This window comes from Pedobacter sp. KBS0701 (genome assembly GCF_005938645.2).
In the GTDB taxonomy this organism is placed as follows: Bacteria; Bacteroidota; Bacteroidia; order Sphingobacteriales; family Sphingobacteriaceae; genus Pedobacter.
Genome location: NZ_CP042171.1, coordinates 2,609,947 through 2,631,414 on the forward strand (window position 1 = coordinate 2,609,947; position 21,468 = coordinate 2,631,414).

The 21,468-nt window shown below is 42.5% G+C and carries 27 protein-coding genes and 1 pseudogene; 10 read left to right on the forward strand and 18 right to left on the reverse strand.

Features of this window, described 5'->3' with window-relative positions:
• Positions 1-5: 5 nt before the first annotated feature.
• Positions 6-1,430 (reverse strand): GspE/PulE family protein, encoded by a 1,425-nt coding sequence (locus tag FFJ24_RS10375; protein WP_168202447.1) that lies wholly within the window; start codon positions 1,428-1,430, stop codon positions 6-8.
• Between the two features lie 31 nt (positions 1,431-1,461).
• Between FFJ24_RS10375 and FFJ24_RS10380 the strand changes: the two genes are divergently transcribed.
• Complete coding sequence (locus tag FFJ24_RS10380; protein ID WP_138821433.1) at positions 1,462-1,821, forward strand: hypothetical protein; 360 nt, start codon at positions 1,462-1,464, stop codon at positions 1,819-1,821.
• A 125-nt stretch (positions 1,822-1,946) separates the two neighbouring features.
• Here the strand turns inward: FFJ24_RS10380 and FFJ24_RS10385 are convergent, their stop codons facing one another.
• From FFJ24_RS10385 to FFJ24_RS10420, 9 genes are all read right to left on the reverse strand, one after another.
• Positions 1,947-2,363, reverse strand: a complete 417-nt coding sequence (locus tag FFJ24_RS10385; protein ID WP_138821434.1) for a type IV pilin protein — start codon at positions 2,361-2,363, stop codon at positions 1,947-1,949.
• A 557-nt stretch (positions 2,364-2,920) separates the two neighbouring features.
• On the reverse strand, positions 2,921-3,631 hold the full coding sequence (locus tag FFJ24_RS10390) for a DUF4262 domain-containing protein (RefSeq protein WP_168202448.1): 711 nt from the start codon (positions 3,629-3,631) through the stop codon (positions 2,921-2,923).
• 4 nt (positions 3,632-3,635) lie between these two features.
• The gene (locus FFJ24_RS26080; RefSeq protein ID WP_168202449.1) at positions 3,636-4,061 is read right to left on the reverse strand and encodes a hypothetical protein; all 426 of its coding nucleotides are present in this window, start codon (positions 4,059-4,061) and stop codon (positions 3,636-3,638) included.
• 255 nt (positions 4,062-4,316) lie between these two features.
• Entirely contained in the window at positions 4,317-4,685 is a 369-nt protein-coding gene (locus tag FFJ24_RS10395; protein WP_138821436.1) for a hypothetical protein, read from the reverse strand.
• 181 nt (positions 4,686-4,866) lie between these two features.
• A complete protein-coding gene (locus FFJ24_RS10400) occupies positions 4,867-5,685 on the reverse strand; it encodes an RHS repeat domain-containing protein (protein ID WP_246862788.1) in 819 nt (272 codons plus the stop codon).
• 189 nt (positions 5,686-5,874) lie between these two features.
• Positions 5,875-6,534, reverse strand: coding sequence for a hypothetical protein (locus tag FFJ24_RS10405; RefSeq protein ID WP_138821438.1), 660 nt, complete (start codon positions 6,532-6,534; stop codon positions 5,875-5,877).
• Between the two features lie 76 nt (positions 6,535-6,610).
• The gene (locus FFJ24_RS26085) at positions 6,611-6,874 is read right to left on the reverse strand and encodes a hypothetical protein (RefSeq protein WP_210419497.1); all 264 of its coding nucleotides are present in this window, start codon (positions 6,872-6,874) and stop codon (positions 6,611-6,613) included.
• 1,199 nt (positions 6,875-8,073) lie between these two features.
• A complete protein-coding gene (locus FFJ24_RS10415) occupies positions 8,074-8,871 on the reverse strand; it encodes an SDR family oxidoreductase (protein WP_138821440.1) in 798 nt (265 codons plus the stop codon).
• Between the two features lie 80 nt (positions 8,872-8,951).
• The gene (locus FFJ24_RS10420; protein ID WP_168202450.1) at positions 8,952-9,827 is read right to left on the reverse strand and encodes an AraC family transcriptional regulator; all 876 of its coding nucleotides are present in this window, start codon (positions 9,825-9,827) and stop codon (positions 8,952-8,954) included.
• A 406-nt stretch (positions 9,828-10,233) separates the two neighbouring features.
• Between FFJ24_RS10420 and FFJ24_RS10425 the strand changes: the two genes are divergently transcribed.
• The 8 genes from FFJ24_RS10425 (at position 10,234) to FFJ24_RS10460 (ending at position 16,428) form a co-directional block, all read left to right on the forward strand.
• A complete protein-coding gene (locus FFJ24_RS10425) occupies positions 10,234-11,016 on the forward strand; it encodes an SDR family oxidoreductase (RefSeq protein WP_138821442.1) in 783 nt (260 codons plus the stop codon).
• 11 nt (positions 11,017-11,027) lie between these two features.
• Positions 11,028-11,462 (forward strand): DUF2147 domain-containing protein, encoded by a 435-nt coding sequence (locus FFJ24_RS10430; RefSeq protein WP_138821443.1) that lies wholly within the window; start codon positions 11,028-11,030, stop codon positions 11,460-11,462.
• A 220-nt stretch (positions 11,463-11,682) separates the two neighbouring features.
• A complete protein-coding gene (locus FFJ24_RS10435) occupies positions 11,683-12,039 on the forward strand; it encodes a hypothetical protein (RefSeq protein ID WP_138821444.1) in 357 nt (118 codons plus the stop codon).
• 8 nt (positions 12,040-12,047) lie between these two features.
• Positions 12,048-12,956 (forward strand): AraC family transcriptional regulator, encoded by a 909-nt coding sequence (locus FFJ24_RS10440; protein WP_138821445.1) that lies wholly within the window; start codon positions 12,048-12,050, stop codon positions 12,954-12,956.
• A gap of 135 nt (positions 12,957-13,091) precedes the next feature.
• Entirely contained in the window at positions 13,092-13,946 is an 855-nt protein-coding gene (locus FFJ24_RS10445) for an AraC family transcriptional regulator (RefSeq protein ID WP_138821446.1), read from the forward strand.
• Positions 13,947-14,009: 63 nt separating this feature from the next.
• Positions 14,010-14,837, forward strand: a complete 828-nt coding sequence (locus FFJ24_RS10450; RefSeq protein WP_138821447.1) for an NAD(P)-dependent oxidoreductase — start codon at positions 14,010-14,012, stop codon at positions 14,835-14,837.
• An 82-nt stretch (positions 14,838-14,919) separates the two neighbouring features.
• Positions 14,920-15,489 (forward strand): Crp/Fnr family transcriptional regulator, encoded by a 570-nt coding sequence (locus FFJ24_RS10455; protein ID WP_138821448.1) that lies wholly within the window; start codon positions 14,920-14,922, stop codon positions 15,487-15,489.
• A 78-nt stretch (positions 15,490-15,567) separates the two neighbouring features.
• Positions 15,568-16,428, forward strand: coding sequence for an SDR family oxidoreductase (locus tag FFJ24_RS10460; protein ID WP_138821449.1), 861 nt, complete (start codon positions 15,568-15,570; stop codon positions 16,426-16,428).
• Positions 16,429-16,861: 433 nt separating this feature from the next.
• Here the strand turns inward: FFJ24_RS10460 and FFJ24_RS10465 are convergent, their stop codons facing one another.
• The 8 genes from FFJ24_RS10465 to FFJ24_RS10490 all read right to left on the reverse strand — a co-directional run bounded on the left by FFJ24_RS10465 (position 16,862) and on the right by FFJ24_RS10490 (position 21,212).
• Complete coding sequence (locus FFJ24_RS10465) at positions 16,862-17,437, reverse strand: Crp/Fnr family transcriptional regulator (protein ID WP_138821450.1); 576 nt, start codon at positions 17,435-17,437, stop codon at positions 16,862-16,864.
• Between the two features lie 16 nt (positions 17,438-17,453).
• Positions 17,454-17,807, reverse strand: a complete 354-nt coding sequence (locus FFJ24_RS10470) for a DUF1330 domain-containing protein (protein ID WP_138821451.1) — start codon at positions 17,805-17,807, stop codon at positions 17,454-17,456.
• 9 nt (positions 17,808-17,816) lie between these two features.
• Entirely contained in the window at positions 17,817-18,173 is a 357-nt protein-coding gene (locus FFJ24_RS10475) for a nuclear transport factor 2 family protein (protein ID WP_138821452.1), read from the reverse strand.
• Between the two features lie 293 nt (positions 18,174-18,466).
• Positions 18,467-18,895, reverse strand: coding sequence for a hypothetical protein (locus FFJ24_RS10480; RefSeq protein ID WP_138821453.1), 429 nt, complete (start codon positions 18,893-18,895; stop codon positions 18,467-18,469).
• A gap of 322 nt (positions 18,896-19,217) precedes the next feature.
• Complete coding sequence (locus FFJ24_RS26090) at positions 19,218-19,361, reverse strand: hypothetical protein (protein WP_168202451.1); 144 nt, start codon at positions 19,359-19,361, stop codon at positions 19,218-19,220.
• A 941-nt stretch (positions 19,362-20,302) separates the two neighbouring features.
• Positions 20,303-20,446: a hypothetical protein gene (locus FFJ24_RS26480; protein WP_246862789.1), complete on the reverse strand. Its 144-nt coding sequence runs from the start codon at positions 20,444-20,446 to the stop codon at positions 20,303-20,305.
• A gap of 14 nt (positions 20,447-20,460) precedes the next feature.
• Positions 20,461-20,724 (reverse strand): hypothetical protein, encoded by a 264-nt coding sequence (locus FFJ24_RS26485; RefSeq protein WP_246862790.1) that lies wholly within the window; start codon positions 20,722-20,724, stop codon positions 20,461-20,463.
• Between the two features lie 215 nt (positions 20,725-20,939).
• On the reverse strand, positions 20,940-21,212 hold the full coding sequence (locus tag FFJ24_RS10490; RefSeq protein WP_246862747.1) for a DUF3072 domain-containing protein: 273 nt from the start codon (positions 21,210-21,212) through the stop codon (positions 20,940-20,942).
• A 130-nt stretch (positions 21,213-21,342) separates the two neighbouring features.
• On the opposite strand from FFJ24_RS10490, the pseudogene FFJ24_RS26770 reads away from it, so the two are divergent.
• Positions 21,343-21,429 (forward strand): annotated as a pseudogene (locus FFJ24_RS26770) (ATP-binding domain-containing protein); the annotation flags it as partial.
• Positions 21,430-21,468 lie beyond the last annotated feature (39 nt).

Below are 21,468 nucleotides of genomic sequence, written 5' to 3' on the forward strand. Positions count from 1 at the left end.
AATATTTAGATGGCTAATAATAAAGGGTAAATTTCTTCTAAGCTGGTGAGGCCACTGGCAAAGAGCGAAAAGGCATTGCCGGACAGGGTATTAATCCCTTTTTCAGCCAGCAGCCCATTAATGGACATGTTCCCGTTCCTGATCTGTTGGGAAAGGTCTGCATCAATCGGCACCACCTCATAAACCGCCTTCCTGCCACTATAACCTGTATAATAACATTTTGAACAGCCCGCCGCAACGAAATGGCGCTCTACTACCGCAGGCGGCCTGAACTGCCTTGGGTAAAGCCCGGCATCCATCACCTCCTCTTTTTTGCAGACCGGGCACAACAGCCGCACCAATCGCTGCGCCACGGTGGTATTGAGCGTATTGGCCACCAGAAAACCTGGTATGCCCATATCCATTAGACGGGCCACCGTACCCCATGCCGAATTGGTATGGATCGTCGACAAAACCAGGTGGCCGGTCAAAGCCGCACGGATGGCCATATTGGCCGTTTCGGGGTCACGGATCTCCCCGACCATGATCACATCCGGATCCTGCCTTAAAAAAGTCCGCAGCGTAGCGGCAAAACCCAGCCCGATATTTTCACGTAGCTGCACCTGGTTCACCCCTTCCAAGGTATATTCTATAGGATCCTCGATCGTAAGGATATTGCGTGTACTTTTATTGAGCAGTTTGAGCGTGGCATATAAAGTAGTCGTCTTTCCTGATCCAGTCGGACCACTGATCAGGATAATTCCGTTCGGGCGCTGTACCCCTTCCAGGTAATGCCGCATATCCTGGTCGGATAATCCCAAAGTATTCAGGTCGATGTCCGTACTGCTATTGTTTAGTAACCTCAGTACCACCTTTTCTCCGTAAAGGGTAGGCAGCACCGATACCCGGATATCAAAAGCACTCTGCCTGGCCGAACTGTACTGTATCCTGCCATCCTGTGGCAGTCGTTTTTCGGCAATATCCAGGTTGGCCATGATCTTGATCTTGTTGATCAGTGCGGGATAATCCTTTTTTTCGATCTGGTAACGCTCGATCATCATTCCGTCGATCCGCACCCGTACCCGGGAGCGTTTTTCAAAAGTCTCAATGTGGATATCACTGCTCTTGAGCCTTCTCGCCTCCTCGATCAGTACACCCAGGAAATCATCCCCCGCTGAGATCACTGAAAGCTCCTTTTTTTCAGCCCCGGCTGAAACATCACCAAGGTAATGTTTGGACAGCAACCTGCTCAGTTCAGCATTTTCAAGCACCGAGAGGCTCACCACGCAGCCCAGAACAACTTCGAGTTCGTCCCTAAGGGAACCTTCATTGCCACTACCGTCCCAGTAAAGTTCGATTCCGCCCATTGGGCCATTTTCCTTTGGAAAGACCCTGTACTGCATGGCCGTTTCCTTGGATACCAACGCCAATATCTCCGGTCTAATTTCCATAGGGCAAAAGATTAAAAAATACCGAGTCCGAATGGATGTTAACGCTTTTTATAAAAAAACTGACAGTCATGATCAGGATCAAGAGCAGTGCCTGATAACCCGCAAGCGGAATCTTTCCCTTTTCTGCACGGCTACGCCCACTAAAGAGCAACGTCAGCACGATCACGATCATCAGGCTCAACAAGTAAAAAGCAATATAATTCAAACAAGAAAAGTAAAATGCTATACACAAGAGAAAAAGAAGATCCCCAAGCCCAAAGTAACCTTTAAAAATATTAGTGAGCCTCCGCTTCCTAAGCGAAACATAACCGGTCAGCAAGCACATCTGTACAATAAGAAAAATGATATTACTTCCAGCCGTAGCTGCCAGGCGGGCAAAAGAGAATCGTAGCCAAACATCCAGCACAAAAAGCGAGAAAAGCAGCGGAAAAAGCCACCAGTAAATGCCCCTGAACCTAAAATCCTGATACATCATTCCAATCAGTACCATCATAATCCCGCCCTGCAAGAACAACATCAGTCCGCCACAATTTCCTTTAAATTCTTGTCCTGATCAATCTGCCAGACATTGAAAGTCCCGTCACCATCAAAATCAGCCACCGCAGTGGCCTTTGCCGTAAAAGTATTGTTTGATGCCGCAGTCACCTCAACCTTATAGTTAGCCTTCCCGTCCTTTGCATCCGAGGTCAGTTTCTCCTGGATAAAACCGATCTCCACCAGATCTGCCGAGTATTTGGAGTGCTCATAGAAATAGCTCTGCTCAAGCTTAGCCACATGTTCCAACTGCAGCTTCGCTTCAGTCGTTTTGGCTTTGGTAATCAACGGCATCAGGTTGGGCAGTGCCAGTAGGATCAGGATCCCGATGATCGCAAGCACGATCAGGATCTCAGTCAACGTATAGGCATCAAGTTTTTTGGTAGTCTGTATTCTCATTTGAAAAAGCGTTAACATGGGTCATATCACAGAAGATAATCTCTGGTCTAAAGTGCATATAATTTCAGAAAAATTCTAATATTTTTTTAGACATTTCATTGATGTACCACCTTTACGAAAAACAGAAATAACAAAGCCCTGTCATAGTTCAGGACCTCACTAATGTAGATACCATTACTGATCCCACTGATCAGCCTGTTCAGTTTATCATAACTGTAGCTGAACACATTGGGCGATGTGGATGGGGAAGCATTAAGCGACCAGAGCTGCCTACTAATATTACCGTTGTATTGCCCACCGCCGTTCTCCTGGTAATCAAGCTGGATGCTGAACTCGCCACCAGTACTGCTCTTCAGCCAGCCACGCTCGTTTGGCAGAACGTTTGGTAATCACTCAAAGATTACAGAACTTGCCAGACTCCACAAGAACTTATGGAGCCATTAAAGCAAGGCTAATCAAACTTGGAATACTCAACAAATAACAAAGCCCCAACATTTCTGCTGGGTTTTGCTATGTAAGTTACATTGTCTTAGCGAGGACGCTAAGACTAGATGGGGTTATTCCCACTTCTGCCAGCCTGAATCCTTATTTTCCCGCCATAATCCCTCACCTATAACCAAATTTACAACTGGTTCCAGAGTATTATCAATCCCCAAAATTGTTCCTAATGGAACAATTCTGATTTCCTCTTCTGTTACATCAGGTCCTGGTTTTGAAAACATTTCCCACTTTTGTTCCTCCCATCTCATAAGTTCGACTATGGGTTTCCCTTTTAATGCATCAAAATCAGTTACTACATAAGAATTCTTTGGTGCTTTTACATTCCAATCTATATCTAACCATTTCCAAAGAGGATCATTTGAAACCATCAATTCAGACATTAATGGTATATCTAATGTTCTGTTTACTGGAAAAATTTGAAAGGCTACAATTTCGGTTTTATCATAGTAATCATATACTCCCAGCATCATTTTTTCAGCCCACGAAGGGTCTACTTTGTTTAGTTGAAAAGTACTCGCATCTGGCAATAAAAATTCAGAATCAACTGCAAATCCAGATTGTAACTCATTAACTATATAATCAAATATCATTTCGTTGTTATTCACTGAGTCAAATCCTCCGGCCATAATCAATTCGAAACCTAGCTTTTCGGTTAACCCTATAGAATAAGAAAATCGAGGATGTTGTCCACCAGTAACAAGCGTAAGATGATAGCCATGTTTTTTAATGTTTGCCTTTATAATATCTAGAAACTCCTTATTTGTCATTTTTTTACTTTTTCTTATGTAAATACTTGGTATGACATGTTTCACAAGCTGGAACAGTTTTCGTTCCACCATCCGCATGTCTAACGGGATAATGATGTGCTCTAACGTCTTTTAGTGGTGTTTCATTTCCGCAATTTGCGCACTTTTTATCACTCTCCTTCCATTCTTTTTCTTTCTGATTGACGCTGGGAACTCTTGGTTTAGCTCTTTGCGAAGCTGGAACGGTGCCTTTACCTGTTGGTGATTTTTCAAGTTTTCCGGGCGTACCTCTTGGCGTTGTTTCAGATTCTGAAGCACTTTGTGGTTCTTTATCCTCACCCGAACTGTTGTCATTTTTTAAATTTGGAATAATCGGTGGCGGCAGTATACCGCGTGGTTGACTATTCCAATTATTAATATCATTGCTTGCAGAACGTTTTAGCGAAGGCAACGAGATTACCCTGCTCGCTAAACTTCATTCACGGACTTACGAAGCCATTAAAGCCAGGCTCGTCAAACTCGAACTCTTACAGAAATAACAAAGCCCAACAGTTTTAAACCGCCGGGCTTTGCTATGTAAGTTACATTGTCTTAGCGAGGACGCTAAGACTAGATGTGTCTAACCAGACACCAACGAACCGCTAAACGCGATGGAACAAGCGGGTCCCAATGAACGAACATTGAAGCCGTTTTTAAGCCTGATCAATTATGGTTTATTTTTAGAATAATTAGCGTATTCTTCCTGTATCATACCACCAGAAACAAACTTCAAGACAGAAGCGCCATAATTTTCTACGGAAAAATCAATCGCATCTTTAATCGATGAAAAGGAAGTGATTATACCAAATGGATAATCAGGATCTAACATAGAAAATTCGTAAACATCAACAAAATTTTCATCACCCTCATCAAAACATTCAAAATAAGTTACTGTATAACTTCCATCTGCTTCTTTTTCAATTCTAAGCCATTTAATAATAACATAGTCTTCTTTTATTTCAGCATTTATCCATTGTTCAACAGCTTTACCTAAGCTGAGGTTCGATTTTAATTGTTCTTGTTGTAAATATAACATATCAATTTCTATTTATTTCCCATTTCTTTCCCCCGCATAAACCAGTGCAATTGAGCATCCTCCATCCGCATTTTTGGTGTAACTCCTTGGTTATATTTATTTGGATGAGGAACATATGAAGGATGTCCAGGGTAAACCTCATGTATAGCGGAACCTGGCATCTGATCTGCATGATGAACTTCTAGGGCATTTCTTTTCCTGCTTTATTTTTTCTAGGGGCGAAATCTAATGGCCCTTTTCCTTCATCAGCCCTTACTAAATCTCGTTTGGTATATGGCCCCTGTTGCCTTATTGGCTCTACCTCCGGCCCAAACCCTGTTCCCTCAGAAATAGCTCTTTCTTGTTTGAGACCTCCCGGCCTTGCCCCATCTAAAACCTCCATTCCTTGAACTACCGCTAAAGCAGCAAAGCCAACCCGTTTAGCAGTTATTTTCTCATCAGAGAAAAACAAATTATCAAGCGCATTAATCCCTAATATATCTGCTGCTCCAGCCGAAAGATTAAGCATAAAGGCACCAAAAGGATCATAATTCTTTTGATCTGCGGGTGCATTCCTAATATAGCCCTGTTGATCACCATCGGGATTTTGCATTGGCGGCAGTTTTCCAACCTTTGGCTTCGGTTTTGGCCCATAATCCGCATACATTCCATCAACATCAATGAAACGAATCGGATTATTAAGCGCATAATTATATGGACTATTTCTTCTAGAAATCTCTGAAAGCGGGTCAACCACATTCCATCTTCCAATCACCGGATCATAGAACCTTGCGCCGTAATCGTACTGCCCCCCAAGCTCATCCTGAACCTCTTTTTCATTGTAAAGATATTTATTATTTCCGGATGTCAAACTGTTGCGCTTACCAAAAGGGTAATAATTGTCCACCTGTAATGGCTTGATCTGGCCGTTATAGACATCGAAGGCATAACGCACATTTCCCAGGTGGTCCGAAAGGTTATAATGATAATTGTAACTGTTGTCACCATTCCGTTGCGACACAACTTCCTCGGTATGGATAATGTCAATATTGTTCCCTTCGTACTCAATTCCATCTATATACTCCCTTACGGTCGTCAGCCCGTTCTCTGTAACAATCTCTCTCAGTTTATTTGCGGTATCATAAACATCCTGGATGCTCTTCCCGTTACCATTGGCCCCTGAAGGTAGGTTCAGTGTATTATAATGTTACTACTCTGGACTGTTAAGTATGATATTCATTGTTTCATATATTTCTGAGAGAAATGGCATTGAATTTCCTTTGCTATAAATATCTTCGTAAACATAGGTAAAAAACTCAACTGGTCGATTATGCATATTTAAATAAGGGTTCCATGTTTTACCGTCTGAACTTAATATCATTTCCCATTGTGTCTTCTTCTTTTTTATCAAAACTTCACCAACAACCGCTATAAAATTTATCATATGCCTCTTGTTAAATTCAGATGAATTGGGAACTTTTTTAAGTTTATCGTCTAAATCTCTTAGTAGCTTTTCATCAACTTCAATATAGTTTACGGAAAGAGTATCTGCTAATTCTCTTATTAAAAGATCGGTTTGACGTGGAAAGTCTTTACCAAATGGGTTTTTATAAGATAGTATCTCCGTTCCATTCGAAGACTTATGATCAGCTAGTACTTTTTCAACATCACCAACATTATCAAAAAGCATATAATATCCCTCGTCACCAGCGATAACTTCACTCTTATTTAGCTGATAAACTTCAACTCCAAATTGCATTTTAAACTTTGCTATTGGACCAACTGCTCCATTTCTCAGTTTATTAAACTCTATATTGCTAAGTGATTTGCATTTAATGAATGTCCCGTTGCTTAATTCAATATTATCCATTTTTTCAGTTTTATTTTTCAGTTTATAAGATGATAACACAAAAAAACCGAATAATATTATCAATAAAATATTTGGCCTAATCATTTCTGTTATCAATTAGTTTTTGTCGATTGCCCAGGTCCTTCAGGAACAGGTCCACATATCCACCTCCGTCCGGATTGCCAAGTACTGTCCTGCTCACAGCCCCACCGGCATTCAATGTCCAGCCAGTCCCGACCCTTGATGCAACCTGGTCAACCTTGAAGCCATCCGCACTGTAATCCATTGTTATGGGCAAGGACAGGTTTCTTGTCTTATATTTATATAAACTAATACTACTTTTTACAGAACCCGTTGACATATTTGTGCTGGAAAGTGCATATTTTCCCAAATCAGACGCTGCTGGCGAAGGCGGCAAAATGTTAGGGATATCAATCGCTGGGACTTGGGCGAAAGTGAGATCAGAATAAATGGCTATACATAAAAGCAAGACGGTAGCCCTTAATACAGGTAATTTACCCCGCAGATTCAGGTACCTGAAATTACAAGAACATTTATTATTAACGGAGACATCGGATTGATGCTTATGCCAGAAAATATGATGACCAAATGTTTTTTTAAATGACCCGATTGAACGGGTGAGGAAATTGGCTAAAAGAGCTGAAAACATATAATATTTAAGTGTGTAAACTTTAGTTGTATTAGAAAAGATCGAATACAGGAAAATAAATTTCACTGAATTTTTCTCCTCAATTTGAAGTAAAAAATTTAAATACTGGAATATCTAGAAAAATTAGAAACTTCATTTTGGTAAAAAAGCCAGCCTTCGTAATTATAAATACAGTATCACAGCCTGAACAGCCATAGTACTATTAATAGATATTTTTACAGGGGAAGCACTGGTTGCGTATTTAACTAAATCTGTACAGTTCATTTCGCCCCAAACCGTACGCGAATTTGGCTGTCGGATTTTTTGCTAAGTCATTCCTTTCCCTTTGAACGTATAGCGGCTTGGCTGCAAATTTACTTCTTCCCCTAGGCGCTCCACGGTTTCCCCTTCGGGGTCCTCCATTTCCCGCTTTCCTTTAGATCATCCTTCGGATGAAACCGGAAAATCTATCAAAAAGACGTTCTGAAGCGCTTAAAATCAATCTGATGAATGCAAAGATCACACCAGGCATAGATTTTATCTCTGGGGCTTTAATTTGACCTGAGCTTAGAAATTTTATTGGAACTGCTGTGTAAAGAAATCCTGACCTGCAGATCAGGTCGTACAGTTTGGAGCGAAACAGGCGTTCAGTTTGGAGCGAAAGAAGGTGTCAGCATAAATGCGAAACGCGCGTAAACATTTGTCGAAATGCCCAATCATGTGATAATAGATGGTGAAGATAACCTGATTATTGCAGAGGGTTACGTCTGTGGCGATTTCAAAAAGGATATAGAAAAAAAATAACTTTCCGGTTAATCAATTCTTTTCTTTCGGACTTTTTAACATTTTCTCTTAATTGTCAAACAAGCCGCAAATCAGTTTGACATCCGGAAAGACTGCATTATACTATTTTATACCATTTTAATGGCATCAAGCCGTTTTTGCAAGCCAGTAATGATATTTTTTGTAGCCACTTTACCAATGGGCAAACGGAAAGGAGGATTTTCCACTGTTGTACATTTAATAATTGCTTCCACAACATCCGCTACATCATCCAGTTCACCAAAGCCTGCATTGATAAATTTCTTAATTTCATGAACCCGGGTGCTTTGATACGCTTCCATTGACTTGGCAATCTTAAGGCTGTTTCCAAAATTAGTTCCGGTCGGTCCAGGTTCTGCAATAGTAAAACTGATATTGAATGATGAAACATCTTGTGCGGTAGCTTCCACAAAACCTTCAATTCCCCACTTGGAGGCATGGTAGAGGCTGAATCCCGGATAGGTAATCTGTCCGCCTTCAGATGATATTTGAATGATGTGGCCACCCTTAAGCTGCTTTCTCAAAAAGGGGATTAAGGCCTTTATCAGCATGATGGAACCTAGTAAATTTACGTTCAGCTGATCTATGATCATTGAGCTATCCAATTCCTCTACCGCCCCAAAAACACCAATTCCTGCATTGCTGACCGCAATATCTATATGCCCTAATTTTGCATAGGCATTAGTGACCGCTTTTTCGATGCTATTAAGATCCGTCAACTCCAAGTAATCCACATGAAGTCTCCCAGGATATATTTCCGCCAGATCCTTCAGCAGTTCCGGCTTCCTTAAGGTAGCGAAAACTGTATGGCCTGCCTCCAAAAGCTGCTTCGTTAAGTTACGTCCTATACCGCTTGATGCACCTGTAATAAACCATTTCTTATTCATATAATATTTTTTTTATATCGCAAATCTCGAACTAAAGATGTCCGGGTAGTTAATGAAATAAAAACCAATAGTTATAAAAATCAAACTTTTCGATAGGCGGACGGAGAAATACCTTCCCACTTCTTGAAAAAGCTGGAAAAGTGGGTAAGCTCATAAAAACCCAAAAGATGGGAAATTTCTGAAACATCAAGATCGGTATGTTTCAGGAACAGCCTCGCTTCTTGTAAGAATCGCTCCTGGATCAGCTGCTTGGTGGAGCTTCCCATGTTTTTCTTTAGAATACGGTTAAGATAGTTCGGATGTACAGACAATGCCTCCGCAAAATCAGAAGCCCTATTTAAAATGCGACCCCGTGGCTTTATTTCGGTATTGAACTGTTGCTCAAGCAGAGCCAGAAATTCTTTAATCATACGGGTAGAAGATTTATTATGCCTTTCCACATTCGGGTTTTCAGTCGATAGCTCCGAAGCAAAATGAAGCAGTTCATATATTTTACTCCTGATTAAATCATATTTGTGCTCATTACCGCTATCATAGGCGTCTTGGATCACTTTAAAAATATTATTTATGCGAAAAAGCTGTTCCTCTTCCAGTTCAAACACCTTTAATCCATCCTGTTGGAAAACGGAGTAAGCCCCCAAAGAACCAAAATTGTGGAAGAAGTCGGCATTAAAAATACAGTAAACCCCGCTATGTTCCCCATCATTTGGTATCCAGTTATACGGACTCAAGGGATTTGCAAAAAAAATAGCGGCTTTGCGAACGTTGTAGGTCTCTTCAGCAAAATGAATGTTATAGGAGCCAATGAGCAAATTTATCTTATAAAAAGACCTTCGGTTATAAGGTATGGGTCTTATGGCACAGGGGTCTTTTTCTGTAATCCAAAAAATATTAAAGTTACCTGGACTTGGTTTGCGTTCAATTTCCGATTGATCTAAAAACTCGGTTATATTCACATTTTGCATTTTCCAAAATTACAAAAAACAAACTATTTTACATTTCCTGCAATTCCTTCTTGTTATGCTCATTGCCTGTAGGCCTTAATCCAATAAAAGCCATCCTTGTGGATGCCCCTTTTGATGAGCCCGGCTGTTCTGCGAAATGAAACGTGACCGATACCGGGCCTCTTCTTATCTGGACAACTCCGGACAACGCTCTATCGCCACGAACAACCCGGGATTTACCTTCCATATCGGAATCACTAAACAGGCTGAACCTGAATGCCTTCTCGACGGGGGAAATCATCGCACTAAAAGAGGACGGCACTGCCGAAAATATTCCTTTTTACTACAAGTTCGGGACTTTTGGATACATCTGCTTAACGGCATTGGCTGAACTTTGCTTAACAATAATGAGAAAAATATGGACTTAACAAATAGCACCGTCCTGATCACAGGCGGAACCAGTGGCATAGGTTTGGAGCTGGTCAAACAACTTATCCGGCAGGGATCAACCATCATCGTCACAGGTCGAAAACAGGAAGCCTTAAATAATGCCAAAAGGCACTCTCCCAAAATCCACATCTTTCAGAGCGATGTCAGTAATCCGCAAGATATTGAGAATCTATATAAAGAGGTAACACAACAGTTCCCTGATCTGAATATAATCATCAACAATGCAGGAGAAATGTGGTTGCTTGATCTCTTGGATGCCGATAAAGGAATGGAAAACATAACCCGCGAAATTGATATTAATCTTACAGGAGCGATCCGGATGGTTCATCAGTTTTTGCCGCACTTGCTTGCAAAGCGTTCTGCGGCAATTTTAAACGTTTCCTCTGCCATTGCCTACATGCCTTACTCCACCGCCCCGGTCTATAGCGCTTCAAAAGCGGGCGTTCATGCTTATACCCAGGCACTGCGCCTGCAATTAAACAAAAGCAGTGTGAAGGTGTTCGAACTCATCCCTCCGGGCGTAAAAACCAATCTTCAGAATGATTGGGTGCTGCCGCCGGACCAGGGCCAAATGATGGATGTGGATAAACTTGTCAATGTAGCGATAAAAGGTCTGCTCAAAGACACCCCTGAGATCAAGCCATTCCTGGTAAATGTGATCAAATTACTAAGCAGGATTATGCCTAAGCAATTGATGAAGTTTGGGCACAAGGAATTCGAAAGATTTCAAAAACTGAATCAGCAAAGCTAAATAATCAACATATGAAAAAAACAATTTTAACAGTCTTTACCCTATTGTTATCAATGGCGTCTTTCGCCCAAAAAATATCCGCAGATCAGATTTCAGGCATATGGCAATGCGAGGATTACAAAATCGAAATATTCAAGGTGGAAAACACTTATTCCGCCAAACTCCTGTGGTCGAAAGAAATGTTCGAAGCAGATGGAAAAACCGCTAAAAAGGATCTTAAAAACCCCAATGAAAAGTTTCGGACCAAATCGGTGCAAGGCCTTACCCATATTACTGGACTTGCGTATAAGGACGGCGAATACGTGGATGGTAAACTTTATAGCGTCGAGGATGGAAATATGTATAGCATCAAAGGTGAACTGCAGGGTGCTGATGACCTTGAAACCCGTGGTTATAAAGGTATCCCATTAATGGGCAAAACATTTAAATGGAAAAGGGTTAAGTAGACCAGAAGAAACCATGTATATGAAAAATAATAAAGATCGACTGTCGAGGTGTTGGTTCCTTGTGTCCAGTGCCCTTCCCCCCGTAGGATTTTTCCTTTATTTCAGGCACAGGCAGGCCTATCCAAACAAAGCCAAAAGGGCTTTAAAAAGCGCAATAATCGAGGTGCCCATGGCTATACTCAGTGCGTGCATCATGAACACTTTTATCTTCAATTAAGCCATGGCAAAAAACATTGTTTCAGCAGCGCTGCTACTCATTTCGGTAACACTTAGCTTTAAACACGCCTGGGACTCGGTATATTATAAAGACAATCCAGGGTCTGCCAAGATGATGGAAAGCTTAGGGGTTAGCCAGACATTCATGCCCTATATGGCTGCTTTAGCCATAGTGATCGGTATACTTCTAATCATCCCCAACACCTTTTTCCTGGGCAACATGCTAAATGCACAGCTGATTGTTATAATAATTGGGCTTGCACTTCGGGCGGGAGATTACCGTATCGCGCTGATAGAGATCCCTTTTTTAGTGATGCCATTAGTTCTGATCTGGCTTAAGTATCCGTTTAAAATAAGTTAATTTGCAGTATGGATGACAGGAAACTTTACCGGATCAGTTCGATAACAGAAATACACCGTTTGATGGGCCTTCCCAAACCCCATCACCCACTTATCAGCATCGTTGATCTGAAGGGCCTGAGAAATGACACCGGTATCAACGCAGTGGTATTCGATTTGTTTGTAATATCCATGAAAAGAGGATGTGACGGATTACATTACGGGCAACAGAAATACGACTTTGACGAAGGACTGATGGCCTTTACGTCCCCCGGTCAGATCTTGCGTGGCGAAGACAATGGCGTACCACCCAATTTACAAGGCTGGATGCTTTTTCTGCATCCTGACTTTCTCTGGAACACATCACTTGTGACCAAAATCGGGCGATATGATTATTTTAGCTATGCGACCAGTGAAGCCCTTTTTCTCTCGGATAAGGAAGAACTGGTAATCAACGAACTGATCAAAAATATCAAAACTGAATATTACGCCAATATGGATAAGTTCAGCCAGGATATTATGATCTCACATCTGGAAACCTTGCTGAATTATGCCGAACGTTTTTACCAGCGCCAGTTCATCACCCGGAAAATTACCAACCATCAGGTATTGAACCGTGTAGAGGTGCTGTTAACTGACTATTTGAACAATGACGCGCTGCTTTCTAAAGGACTTCCTACCGTACCATACTTTGCCGCTGCCCTGAACATCTCCACGAAGTATTTAAGTAGCCTGCTGAAACAACTGACAGGCCAGACGATGCAACAGATTATCCACGATAAGCTGATCGGGAAGGCTAAAGAAAAATTATCTACGACGCGGATGTCCGTAAGTGAAATCGCCTATCAGCTTGGTTTTGAGCATCCCCAATCGTTCAATAAACTATTTAAAAGCAAGACCAAACAAAGCCCTCTGGATTTTCGTAAGGCCTTCAACTGAAAACGCCAGGGCATTATTATTTAAGCCAGAAGCCAAATACCTGTTGTTCTGGTATTTCCAATTATTATCAGGAACCGGCTGAACGTAGGATAGCGACTATTTGGTAACTTTGCTTAATGATATTCGTTAGAAGTTATGCGTGGTAACACTTTTCCCAAAAACCTGAGTCAAAACAAAGGACTCTCTATACGTATCATTTCTCCTGGATTCGGGCATATATCGCCAGAGTCTGCGACTCAGTATGGTCCTGTGCAACGCTTACCTTACTATTTCCTTCTTTTCGTCTTAAAGGGTAATAGTGAGGAGGTTATCGATGGGGAGACTATCAAAGTTGGGAGACACGAACTTTTTTTTGCATTACCCTATCAGCTTAGGCAACTCTCTACAACCCGTCACGGCGCAGACTACTATAAACTAGGCTTCGATGACGAATGCCTTTCGCGATTGCCGAGAAAGTTCCTATTCCTGCTCAACCCCCTGAACCAGATGAAAATAAGCTTTTTGCCCGATACTTCATTTAGGCTTTGTATTACATTTAAAACCTTACATCGCCTGCTGCGTACTGCCGATACCGACCCGGAACTGATCCTGGCTTACCTGAACAGCCTGCTTACAGAAATAAATGCTGCTTATTTTATAATGCATAAAAAGCAGACAACGGGAAATCTTGATAAATTTTTAGGTTTCAAGCTATTTGTGGAAGAAAATCTTACTGATCAACCGCCGATAACTGAGATCGCAGAAAAACTGGCCTTAAGCACAGATGGTTTGTATAGGATTGTAAAACAGCATGCCGGCATCTCACCGAAGGAATTCATTACAGGCCGATTAATCCTTGAGGCAAGGCGTAGAATCTATCACAACCAAAAAACATCTGTAAAGGAACTGGCCTTTGAGCTTGGCTTTAATGACCCGGGCTATTTTTCACGTTTGTTTAAAAAAGTAACCGGTAAAACGATAGCCGGCTTTTATCAGGATTTGTCCTTGTAAAAGCGGTTTTTGTCCGCATCCGTATAGTACCCAAACCCCACCTTTGTCAGAAATAATTTCATTATGGACAGACAATTTGGTAGAATATTGGTAACCGGTGCAAGCGGCTTAGTAGGTTCGAGGCTTTTGCCCCGCCTTTCCAGAGCAGGGTATGATTGTTTCGCCCTCGTACGTGGGAAGGAAGTCGGGGCCGGCGTAACGGCTATAGATGGGGATTTGTTTGATCCCGCAACGCTGGAAAAAGCGGTAAAAGGCGCGAAAGCCATCATTCACCTGGCAGCCGTGTTCCGCTCATCGAATACGGACCTGATCTGGAAGAGTAACCTTCAGGGCACGCAAAACCTCATAGATGCCGTAAAGACCCATGCCCCGGATGCACGCTTCATTTTTGCAAGTACCAGCCACGTTTACGATACAAACAATCCACATCCCGGCCGGGAGGACGATGTGCTTAACCCACAGCATGCCTATCCGGCCAGCAAAGTGGCTGCTGAAAAGGAATTACTTGAAAGCGGATTGAACTGGTCAGTTCTTCGTTTCCCATTTGTTTATGGGGATGGCGACAGCCACCTGGAAGAATTGCCCAAACACGTATCCGCGGCTAAATTTCATCCGGCGATGCGGATGAGCACCATCCACCACCGCGATATATATACTGCTATGATGATGGCTTTGCAGGGAATCATGGACAGCCGGGTGGTCAATATCGCAGATGAGGCACCAACAACACTTTACGAATTATTGCACCTTGTTGGTGAAACCATGATCTCATCCGCGGAGCCGCTGGTCAACCCCTGGTACCTGCATGCTGATACTTCGCTGGCCCGCGGTTTGGGCTTTCAACCCTCCGTGAGAACGGTTTATCAGGCGGTGCAGGAAAACCTGCTCTGAGCGCTTACCTGATTTGTCCGGCCCGCCTCATTTTTTACCATATGGTAAATGACTGTTTTACAATGTGTATTATCTTTACCTGATGGAAGCGATGATAAATCTTATCCTGCAGTTTGGTGACCTGAATAAACAGCAGATCGACTTTTTACTGAGCAAGGTTGAAATGCTCGAATTTAAAAAAGATGATTACCTCTCTGAAGCCGGGAAGGTGCCCCGTTATATGGCGTTTGTGCTGGAAGGCGTGTTCCGCTTCTGTTATTATAACAACAAGGGCGAAGAGGTCACCAATTATTTTGTAGAAGAAGGCAATTTTGTAGTTGATAATGAAAAATTCGAATCGCAGATCGCAGCGTCCGAATATGTACAGGCCGTTACCGATTGCAAAGTGCTTGTGTTCAACAAAAAAAACTGGGATGATATATCCCGCACCATTGTGGGCTGGGAAATGATGAAAGCCAACATGGTAAAAAAGTGCCTGACGCTGGCAATGGAGCGGCGCAGTCCGCTGGTTTCAGAAGACGCCACCAGGCGTTACCTGTCCTTTATTGAGGGCTTTCCCAATCTGATCAACCGCATCCCGCTTTCGCATGTGGCCTCCTACTTGGGCATCACCCAGCAATCGCTTAGCAGAATACGTCGTAACATTCGTTAGCGGTGCTTTTTACCAAATGGTAAATGTTTTCTGCCCATGATTTTCAACATTTGCTTATTCGTTTAAACAATTAAAAAGATGAGCAAAAAGATCGTATTAATAACCGGAACAAATAGCGGTTTTGGCTGGCTTACAGCCCATAGCTTGGCCGCCGCAGGGCATCAGGTATACGCAAGCATGCGCGATACCCAGGGCCGTAACGCCGATAAAGCAGCAGCACTTGCAGCTATAGCGAACGTAACCGTTTTGGACATAACCCTGACTGATGATGAAAGCGTGAGGCAAGCTGTTGAAACCGTTTTGACCAAAGAAGGCACTATTGATGTGCTGGTGAACAATGCCGGTTACAGCATGACTGGTGTGGCCGAAAGCTTTACAACGGCCGATGTGCACACCACTTTTGATATCAATGTTTATGCCCCCTGGCGAATGATTAAACAGGTGCTGCCCACCATGCGCAAACAAGCTGACGGGCTGATCATAAATGTGACCAGTGGCTTCGGGAGGGTATCATTTCCCTTTGCAACCATCTATGCGGCCTCAAAATTTGCCCTGGAAGGGATCAGTGAGGGCCTGCATTACGAGGTGAAACGTTTAGGTATTGATGTCGCTATTGTGGAGCCCGGGGCTTTCCCCACAGAAATGCAGCAAAAGAACAACCCTGCATCCGATCAGACGGTATTTGAGGGATATGGCGCCATTGCAGATATACCTGGTAAAATGATTGCAGCCCTGGGTGCAGAGATGCAAGCTAAAAATCCCGACCCCCAGGACGTTGCTGACACTATATTAAAGCTGATCGCCACTCCAAAGGGCACCAGGCCGTTGCGGACCGTGGTTGATCCTATTACGGGCCAGTACATTGATGCCGCAAACGAAGCCGTAGCTAAACAATTTGCCGCAGGCTTGACCGTGTTCGGTATGGGTGCGTTATTATAAGCGCAAGAGCATTATGAAAACGGCAGTGGCCAGGGCTGCTGCCATTTTCTGCTGTATGGTCCCTGGATCGAATCGGCCAGCAGCGATACTTGACCACGTCAAGCGGGGTTTTAGTTTAGAACGCCTGACTAATAAATTAAAACGTAATGCCCCAGCAGGACAACTTTGCTTTGCGGCTTTGATCCGCATACTCCAAATGTGCGTACCGGCAACTTTGAATGGAGGCATAAAATCCCGACAATCCGGGATAAATTACTTCAATTGCCGATTTCACCAAAGATAATTCTATCCTAACATTTAAGTTTTCAATGGGCTTATAAAATTTAAAACCTGGTGCATCGGGTGTTAAAACAAGTCTATATACCGGCATGCTTTCGCTGAGTGAAGCTAAAAAAAATGTCAGCAGCATTTTACCTGGCAATCACGTGCCCATTTATAGCTTTTTTTCTTTGCGCATCATACTCAGGAAAGCTGCGGTTATACCAAGATAGCTGGCAACATGCTTTTGGGATATACGCTGTTCGAGTCCCGGATAATGCCTGCGGAATTCCCGGTAACGCTGCTCGGCAGTTTTTGATAAGTTTGAGGTCACCCGTCGCTGTAACATATCAAAGCCATTTTGAGTGAGGATGCGGAAAAAGCGCTCAAACTTCGGCACTCTTGCAAATAAGCGTTCGAGATCTGGCAACGAAAAGTAGCATACCGTAGTATCTTCCAGCGCTTGTATCGTATTGGTTGCCGCCTTCGCTTTAAAAAAACTCACAATATCGCAAGCCCACCAATTTTCAGGGTAAAAGCAGAGATTATGTTCATGCCCTTCCTTATCGGTGTGATACATGCGCAGGCAGCCTTGCTCAACAAAATAAATATATCGTTCGATCGCTCCTGGTTTCAACAGTATACTGCGTTTGGGAACTGTTTTATGTTGCAACAAAGCAAGCACTTGCTCCTGTTCGTCAGGAGCAAGTGCTATGTGCATCGCAAAATTTGATAAAATCAACTTAAACATACAACAATTATAACCTTTAAAGGGCAATTTTTCGCGTCATAAACAATTTCAATTCTGCAGTCCCGGCCTCCCGGAGCGGGTTAGCTAATTGCTGATAAACATCGCTTTGCGCAATGGTTTTAAACGCCTCGGCACTTGGATATTCAACCAATACGATTTCGTCCCATTTTTCGCCTTCTTCGGCAACAATATTAGCCACCACCTCGCTTGCCAGTTTTACACTGACGCCTTCAATGCCTAATTGCTGCACCACACGATTAAATGCGGGAATATATTGCTCAAAATAGATATTTTTATCTTTGAATTTAATCATGTTCAGCATCAATACAGGCCCTTGGCCCGGTTCAATATCAGGGAATGTAATGTTCATGAGATCCTGTTAAAAAAAGCCTACAATACAGGTAATGCGGTTTTCACCGTCAAATTCAAAGTAATCCATACCCTCAATCGGGTATCCTTCCGGGCGGGTAGCCTGCCAGCGGAAGCGTCCGCTCTGGTGATGTACCTGCGGTTCTGCCAGCACCTGAAAAGTTCTTGGCCCCATTTGTCCATACGAACTGATGATCAGATCAGCAATCGCCTCCGGCCCGGTAATGCGATCGGTCAACCGGTCAGTGTAAGTGCCCGCCGGCGCCCAGCACCTGCTGATTTTTTCCAGGATGGCCTTCCGGTCAGTTTCATTCCACGCACTTGTGTAAGTGAGAATGGTATCTTCTATGCTTTGGTTATTTTCCATAAAGCAAAGATCGGTCGCCTGTGCCGGAAAAAAGTTCAGGTAGTTGAAGAGTTTAGGATATTTGAAAGATTTTTCGGCCGGACCGGTTAGCTAAAGCAGACTATAAGGAGTCATCCATTCTTGGATCTGCTGATGATCAGCGGCCTTTTTCCCTTAATTATAAGTCTATAACCTTCTTTTGTTCTTTGTTTGATTAACTGAAGCGCTTCATCTCCCAGGTAAAGAAAAGCATATTGTGCTTGATTGTTTCATAAAAATCGGGCATGAACGCTATCAAAATATAGACAAGCACACTAAAGGGCTGGTTGCATCCAATATAGCGTCGCTCCCCCATTACTGCACCCGTTTACGACCGACAATTTATTACACGCGACATTGTAAATAAAGGAATCCTGGATGCTTACCAGATTATTAGCCACAGCATTGCTGGTAAACTCCGAATATTTGAAATAAAGACCGGAAAGAATAATACTTCCAGGTGTCCGTTGATTAAAATTAATCTGATTCAGTGTAGAAACCGGCATAAAGGAATAAGCAGAACCGTTTACCTTTGCAGATTGCAAGGTCTGGTAGATCGCATTAAAACTACCCAGATCTATTTTATTACTGTCAACCAGGTTCAGCCCGCCGTAATCCCCAAGATCGGTCTGTTCGAGGGCAAAATCTTTCAGAAGACCATAAGGCATCCGGCTAAGTTCCAGGTTTCCAAAGATCAGATTCATCTGGTCATAAAACTGGGTATTAATTGTTGGTATGGGTTCATCCGGATCCCCTCCCTCCTCAATCTGAGCGGAAGCGAAAAAAGGAATTGTTAAGAAAAATGCAAAGCCATGCCTTGCGGATAAAAGAATTTGAGCGTCTCATAAAAATAAAAGTTTGCTTTTTTTAAAAAGAGACATCGAAGGATCCACAGCGGACCTCAACCTTTTCTCCGGTAGAAGCTATTGCATCAAACCAAAAAGTACCAGAAACGATATCCTTATTGATTTTTTTAATATAAAGTTCCCCCCTTAGGCCAGAAGTGGTATTAAACTCTCTTACATTTCATGCTGAACCATAAGAATAACTGGCAAAAGCCGCACCCACTTTCCTTTCGGAGGCAAGGCTATACGTTTTTCCCTCCTCTAAAGCTTGCCCCCAAACGATTAAGGCGATTGATGGATTATCCGTATTTTTAGGGGTACCCATTTTGGTATTAGCGTATTGCCCCTGTCCTATTTACTTTGGAGGAGTAGTTTCATTTTCCGGGAAGAGCAAGGTTCCCAGACCTACCAGTATGCCAATACTTCACACTGTCTTTTTTTGATGGTGCCTTAATGCATAATAAGATGTGGTTTCAGTTGGTTGCAATATGGAGCAATTCACGTCGAAATTCCGCTATGCTGTCAGTCCCCTACTCCAGTGGGTTTATGGTGAGAAATGATCCGATAATCATGGCTCTTGTAAACTGAGGATAGAAAGTTGATTAAAAGGCTTGTTAAAAGCCCTACCAATTCCTAACTTTAAAGTGCCATACTTAGCAATCAGCACGTTAATTAATATATTTAATTCAATTGTTTTACCATGGCTGGAGAAGAAACAAAGATTGACGATGATCTCCGTGAAAGCTTCAGGAATTGACGGATAACCATATCGCTGCACTTATTCATAAAGCAATCATCAATTATCCGCATCAAAAGACCAATGCTTTAACTGATAAGTCAACAACTGATTTTTACACCTGTTTATTTGCCGAATTGCCTAATTAGCATTACCTAAAACGAAGAATTATGAAGGAATATCTCTTACAAATAAGTGGAACAATAGGGATTTTGGCTATTGTAATTGCCTTTATCTTTTGGCCAAGGAAATCTTAAAAAAAGAACAATGGTGTAGTTGCTAGAAACTCAGACAATTATTCAGGTTGTTTTCGTGACCAGGTGAGGATATAAATAAATCCTATACGCTCAAATGTTTATGGGTTTAAATCTTAACACCGTTATTGACTATTTGAAATGAGGTTTGATAAATTCCATCAATGAACTAAAAATAAGGATAAGTCAACGAGTTGAAACACGTTGTACATGGACCGGATTTGTGGCGCTTATTTATCATTTCCAATCGGACTGAAAGCAGCTAGGGTTCACCAGCTACGCATGTCCAAGCTGATCGTCCCAACCCTCATGAGCCTGTATGCTTTCGCGTACTGCATGCAATGCAGGAAGATCAAGCAGACAGCCCTGGCTTTCGCAACGGGCATGATCTTTTTCATCCAAGAGAATGGTTCCGATCACTTCGCCATTTTCTGCTATTCATACCGGGCATCTCCCAACGGACGAATGTCATACAATTTTTCTTTGCCCTCTACTGCTACTGCTATTCTGAACTGTTCCATGTTTTGTGATTTGTTGGCTGAATTATTTTCTGTTTCTTCCGGCTTTTCATCACCGGTCCCGTCCTGCTGAAATCTAGCATCCAGTTCATCGGTCTCTGCGGTAACGGCAGGATCCATGAGCACTTTTTGCTCCCCCCCTTCTTTTTTGGGCTGCAGCTGGTCTTTGATGGCTTCCATGTTTACAGTTTTCTATTAAACAATTTTCCAAGCATTTGGTTCGCCTATGGCAACTTATTTTAATTGTTAAACCGAGAATGTAACAAGTCATTCTCAACTTCAAAAGAATTAGTGCCTTATCACAATAATCCTTTTCGGATTTTGGAAAATTCCATCACACCGTATTCTTGCAAAAAACATAGGGATTAAAGCAATTTAATCCCTGTTCTACGCTATTACTGACCGGTATCCAAGCCGCGTCCGGTTTTATGCTGCAGTTCATCTATACGCTTTGAAGCCTCCGATTTGGTCAGGTTTTCATCAAATTCCTCACCGGCCTCATCAGAAAGCGTCTTTAAATAAGACCCCTGCGCTCCCGTCATCGGCTCACCGCCTGTGGTCCAATCATCAGGATTTTTAACCGTATTATCACCAGTAATTCCATTACCGGCATTTCCCGGGCCCTGCCCGCCACTAACCTTTTTGTTTTCTTCGCTATTCATCATCATATTATTTATATTCCTTCCATCAAACAAACCAAAAGGAGTCAAAGTTTGATTTATTCTCTTTAGGAATGGAGATTAGTCTACTAAATAGTTTTGCTGCCTTATCCTATTCATCTCAATAAACACCCTATGGATTAATGTTAGCGACAGTTTCGAAAATACCGAGGAAAGGCGGCTGTTTTATGTCGCCCTGACCCGCGCCCGCCACCAGGTCTATCTTCAATATCATCCACATAATATGAACAAATTCTTAGCAGAA

What these genes read in the sequence shown, in the direction of transcription:
- FFJ24_RS10375 (WP_168202447.1), bottom strand. Translation starts at nt 1,430, where the DNA reads ATGGAAATTAGACCGGAGATATTGGCGTTGGTATCCAAGGAAACGGCC.
- FFJ24_RS10380 (WP_138821433.1), top strand. Translation starts at nt 1,462, where the DNA reads ATGGATGTTAACGCTTTTTATAAAAAAACTGACAGTCATGATCAGGAT.
- FFJ24_RS10385 (WP_138821434.1), bottom strand. Translation starts at nt 2,363, where the DNA reads ATGAGAATACAGACTACCAAAAAACTTGATGCCTATACGTTGACTGAG.
- FFJ24_RS10390 (WP_168202448.1), bottom strand. Translation starts at nt 3,631, where the DNA reads ATGACAAATAAGGAGTTTCTAGATATTATAAAGGCAAACATTAAAAAA.
- FFJ24_RS10395 (WP_138821436.1), bottom strand. Translation starts at nt 4,685, where the DNA reads ATGTTATATTTACAACAAGAACAATTAAAATCGAACCTCAGCTTAGGT.
- FFJ24_RS10405 (WP_138821438.1), bottom strand. Translation starts at nt 6,534, where the DNA reads ATGGATAATATTGAATTAAGCAACGGGACATTCATTAAATGCAAATCA.
- FFJ24_RS26085 (WP_210419497.1), bottom strand. Translation starts at nt 6,874, where the DNA reads ATGTCAACGGGTTCTGTAAAAAGTAGTATTAGTTTATATAAATATAAG.
- FFJ24_RS10415 (WP_138821440.1), bottom strand. Translation starts at nt 8,871, where the DNA reads ATGAATAAGAAATGGTTTATTACAGGTGCATCAAGCGGTATAGGACGT.
- FFJ24_RS10425 (WP_138821442.1), top strand. Translation starts at nt 10,234, where the DNA reads ATGGACTTAACAAATAGCACCGTCCTGATCACAGGCGGAACCAGTGGC.
- FFJ24_RS10430 (WP_138821443.1), top strand. Translation starts at nt 11,028, where the DNA reads ATGAAAAAAACAATTTTAACAGTCTTTACCCTATTGTTATCAATGGCG.
- FFJ24_RS10435 (WP_138821444.1), top strand. Translation starts at nt 11,683, where the DNA reads ATGGCAAAAAACATTGTTTCAGCAGCGCTGCTACTCATTTCGGTAACA.
- FFJ24_RS10440 (WP_138821445.1), top strand. Translation starts at nt 12,048, where the DNA reads ATGGATGACAGGAAACTTTACCGGATCAGTTCGATAACAGAAATACAC.
- FFJ24_RS10445 (WP_138821446.1), top strand. Translation starts at nt 13,092, where the DNA reads ATGCGTGGTAACACTTTTCCCAAAAACCTGAGTCAAAACAAAGGACTC.
- FFJ24_RS10450 (WP_138821447.1), top strand. Translation starts at nt 14,010, where the DNA reads ATGGACAGACAATTTGGTAGAATATTGGTAACCGGTGCAAGCGGCTTA.
- FFJ24_RS10455 (WP_138821448.1), top strand. Translation starts at nt 14,920, where the DNA reads ATGGAAGCGATGATAAATCTTATCCTGCAGTTTGGTGACCTGAATAAA.
- FFJ24_RS10460 (WP_138821449.1), top strand. Translation starts at nt 15,568, where the DNA reads ATGAGCAAAAAGATCGTATTAATAACCGGAACAAATAGCGGTTTTGGC.
- FFJ24_RS10465 (WP_138821450.1), bottom strand. Translation starts at nt 17,437, where the DNA reads ATGTTTAAGTTGATTTTATCAAATTTTGCGATGCACATAGCACTTGCT.
- FFJ24_RS10470 (WP_138821451.1), bottom strand. Translation starts at nt 17,807, where the DNA reads ATGAACATTACATTCCCTGATATTGAACCGGGCCAAGGGCCTGTATTG.
- FFJ24_RS10475 (WP_138821452.1), bottom strand. Translation starts at nt 18,173, where the DNA reads ATGGAAAATAACCAAAGCATAGAAGATACCATTCTCACTTACACAAGT.
- FFJ24_RS10480 (WP_138821453.1), bottom strand. Translation starts at nt 18,895, where the DNA reads ATGAATCTGATCTTTGGAAACCTGGAACTTAGCCGGATGCCTTATGGT.
- FFJ24_RS26090 (WP_168202451.1), bottom strand. Translation starts at nt 19,361, where the DNA reads ATGGGTACCCCTAAAAATACGGATAATCCATCAATCGCCTTAATCGTT.
- FFJ24_RS26485 (WP_246862790.1), bottom strand. Translation starts at nt 20,724, where the DNA reads ATGGAAGCCATCAAAGACCAGCTGCAGCCCAAAAAAGAAGGGGGGGAG.
- FFJ24_RS10490 (WP_246862747.1), bottom strand. Translation starts at nt 21,212, where the DNA reads ATGATGATGAATAGCGAAGAAAACAAAAAGGTTAGTGGCGGGCAGGGC.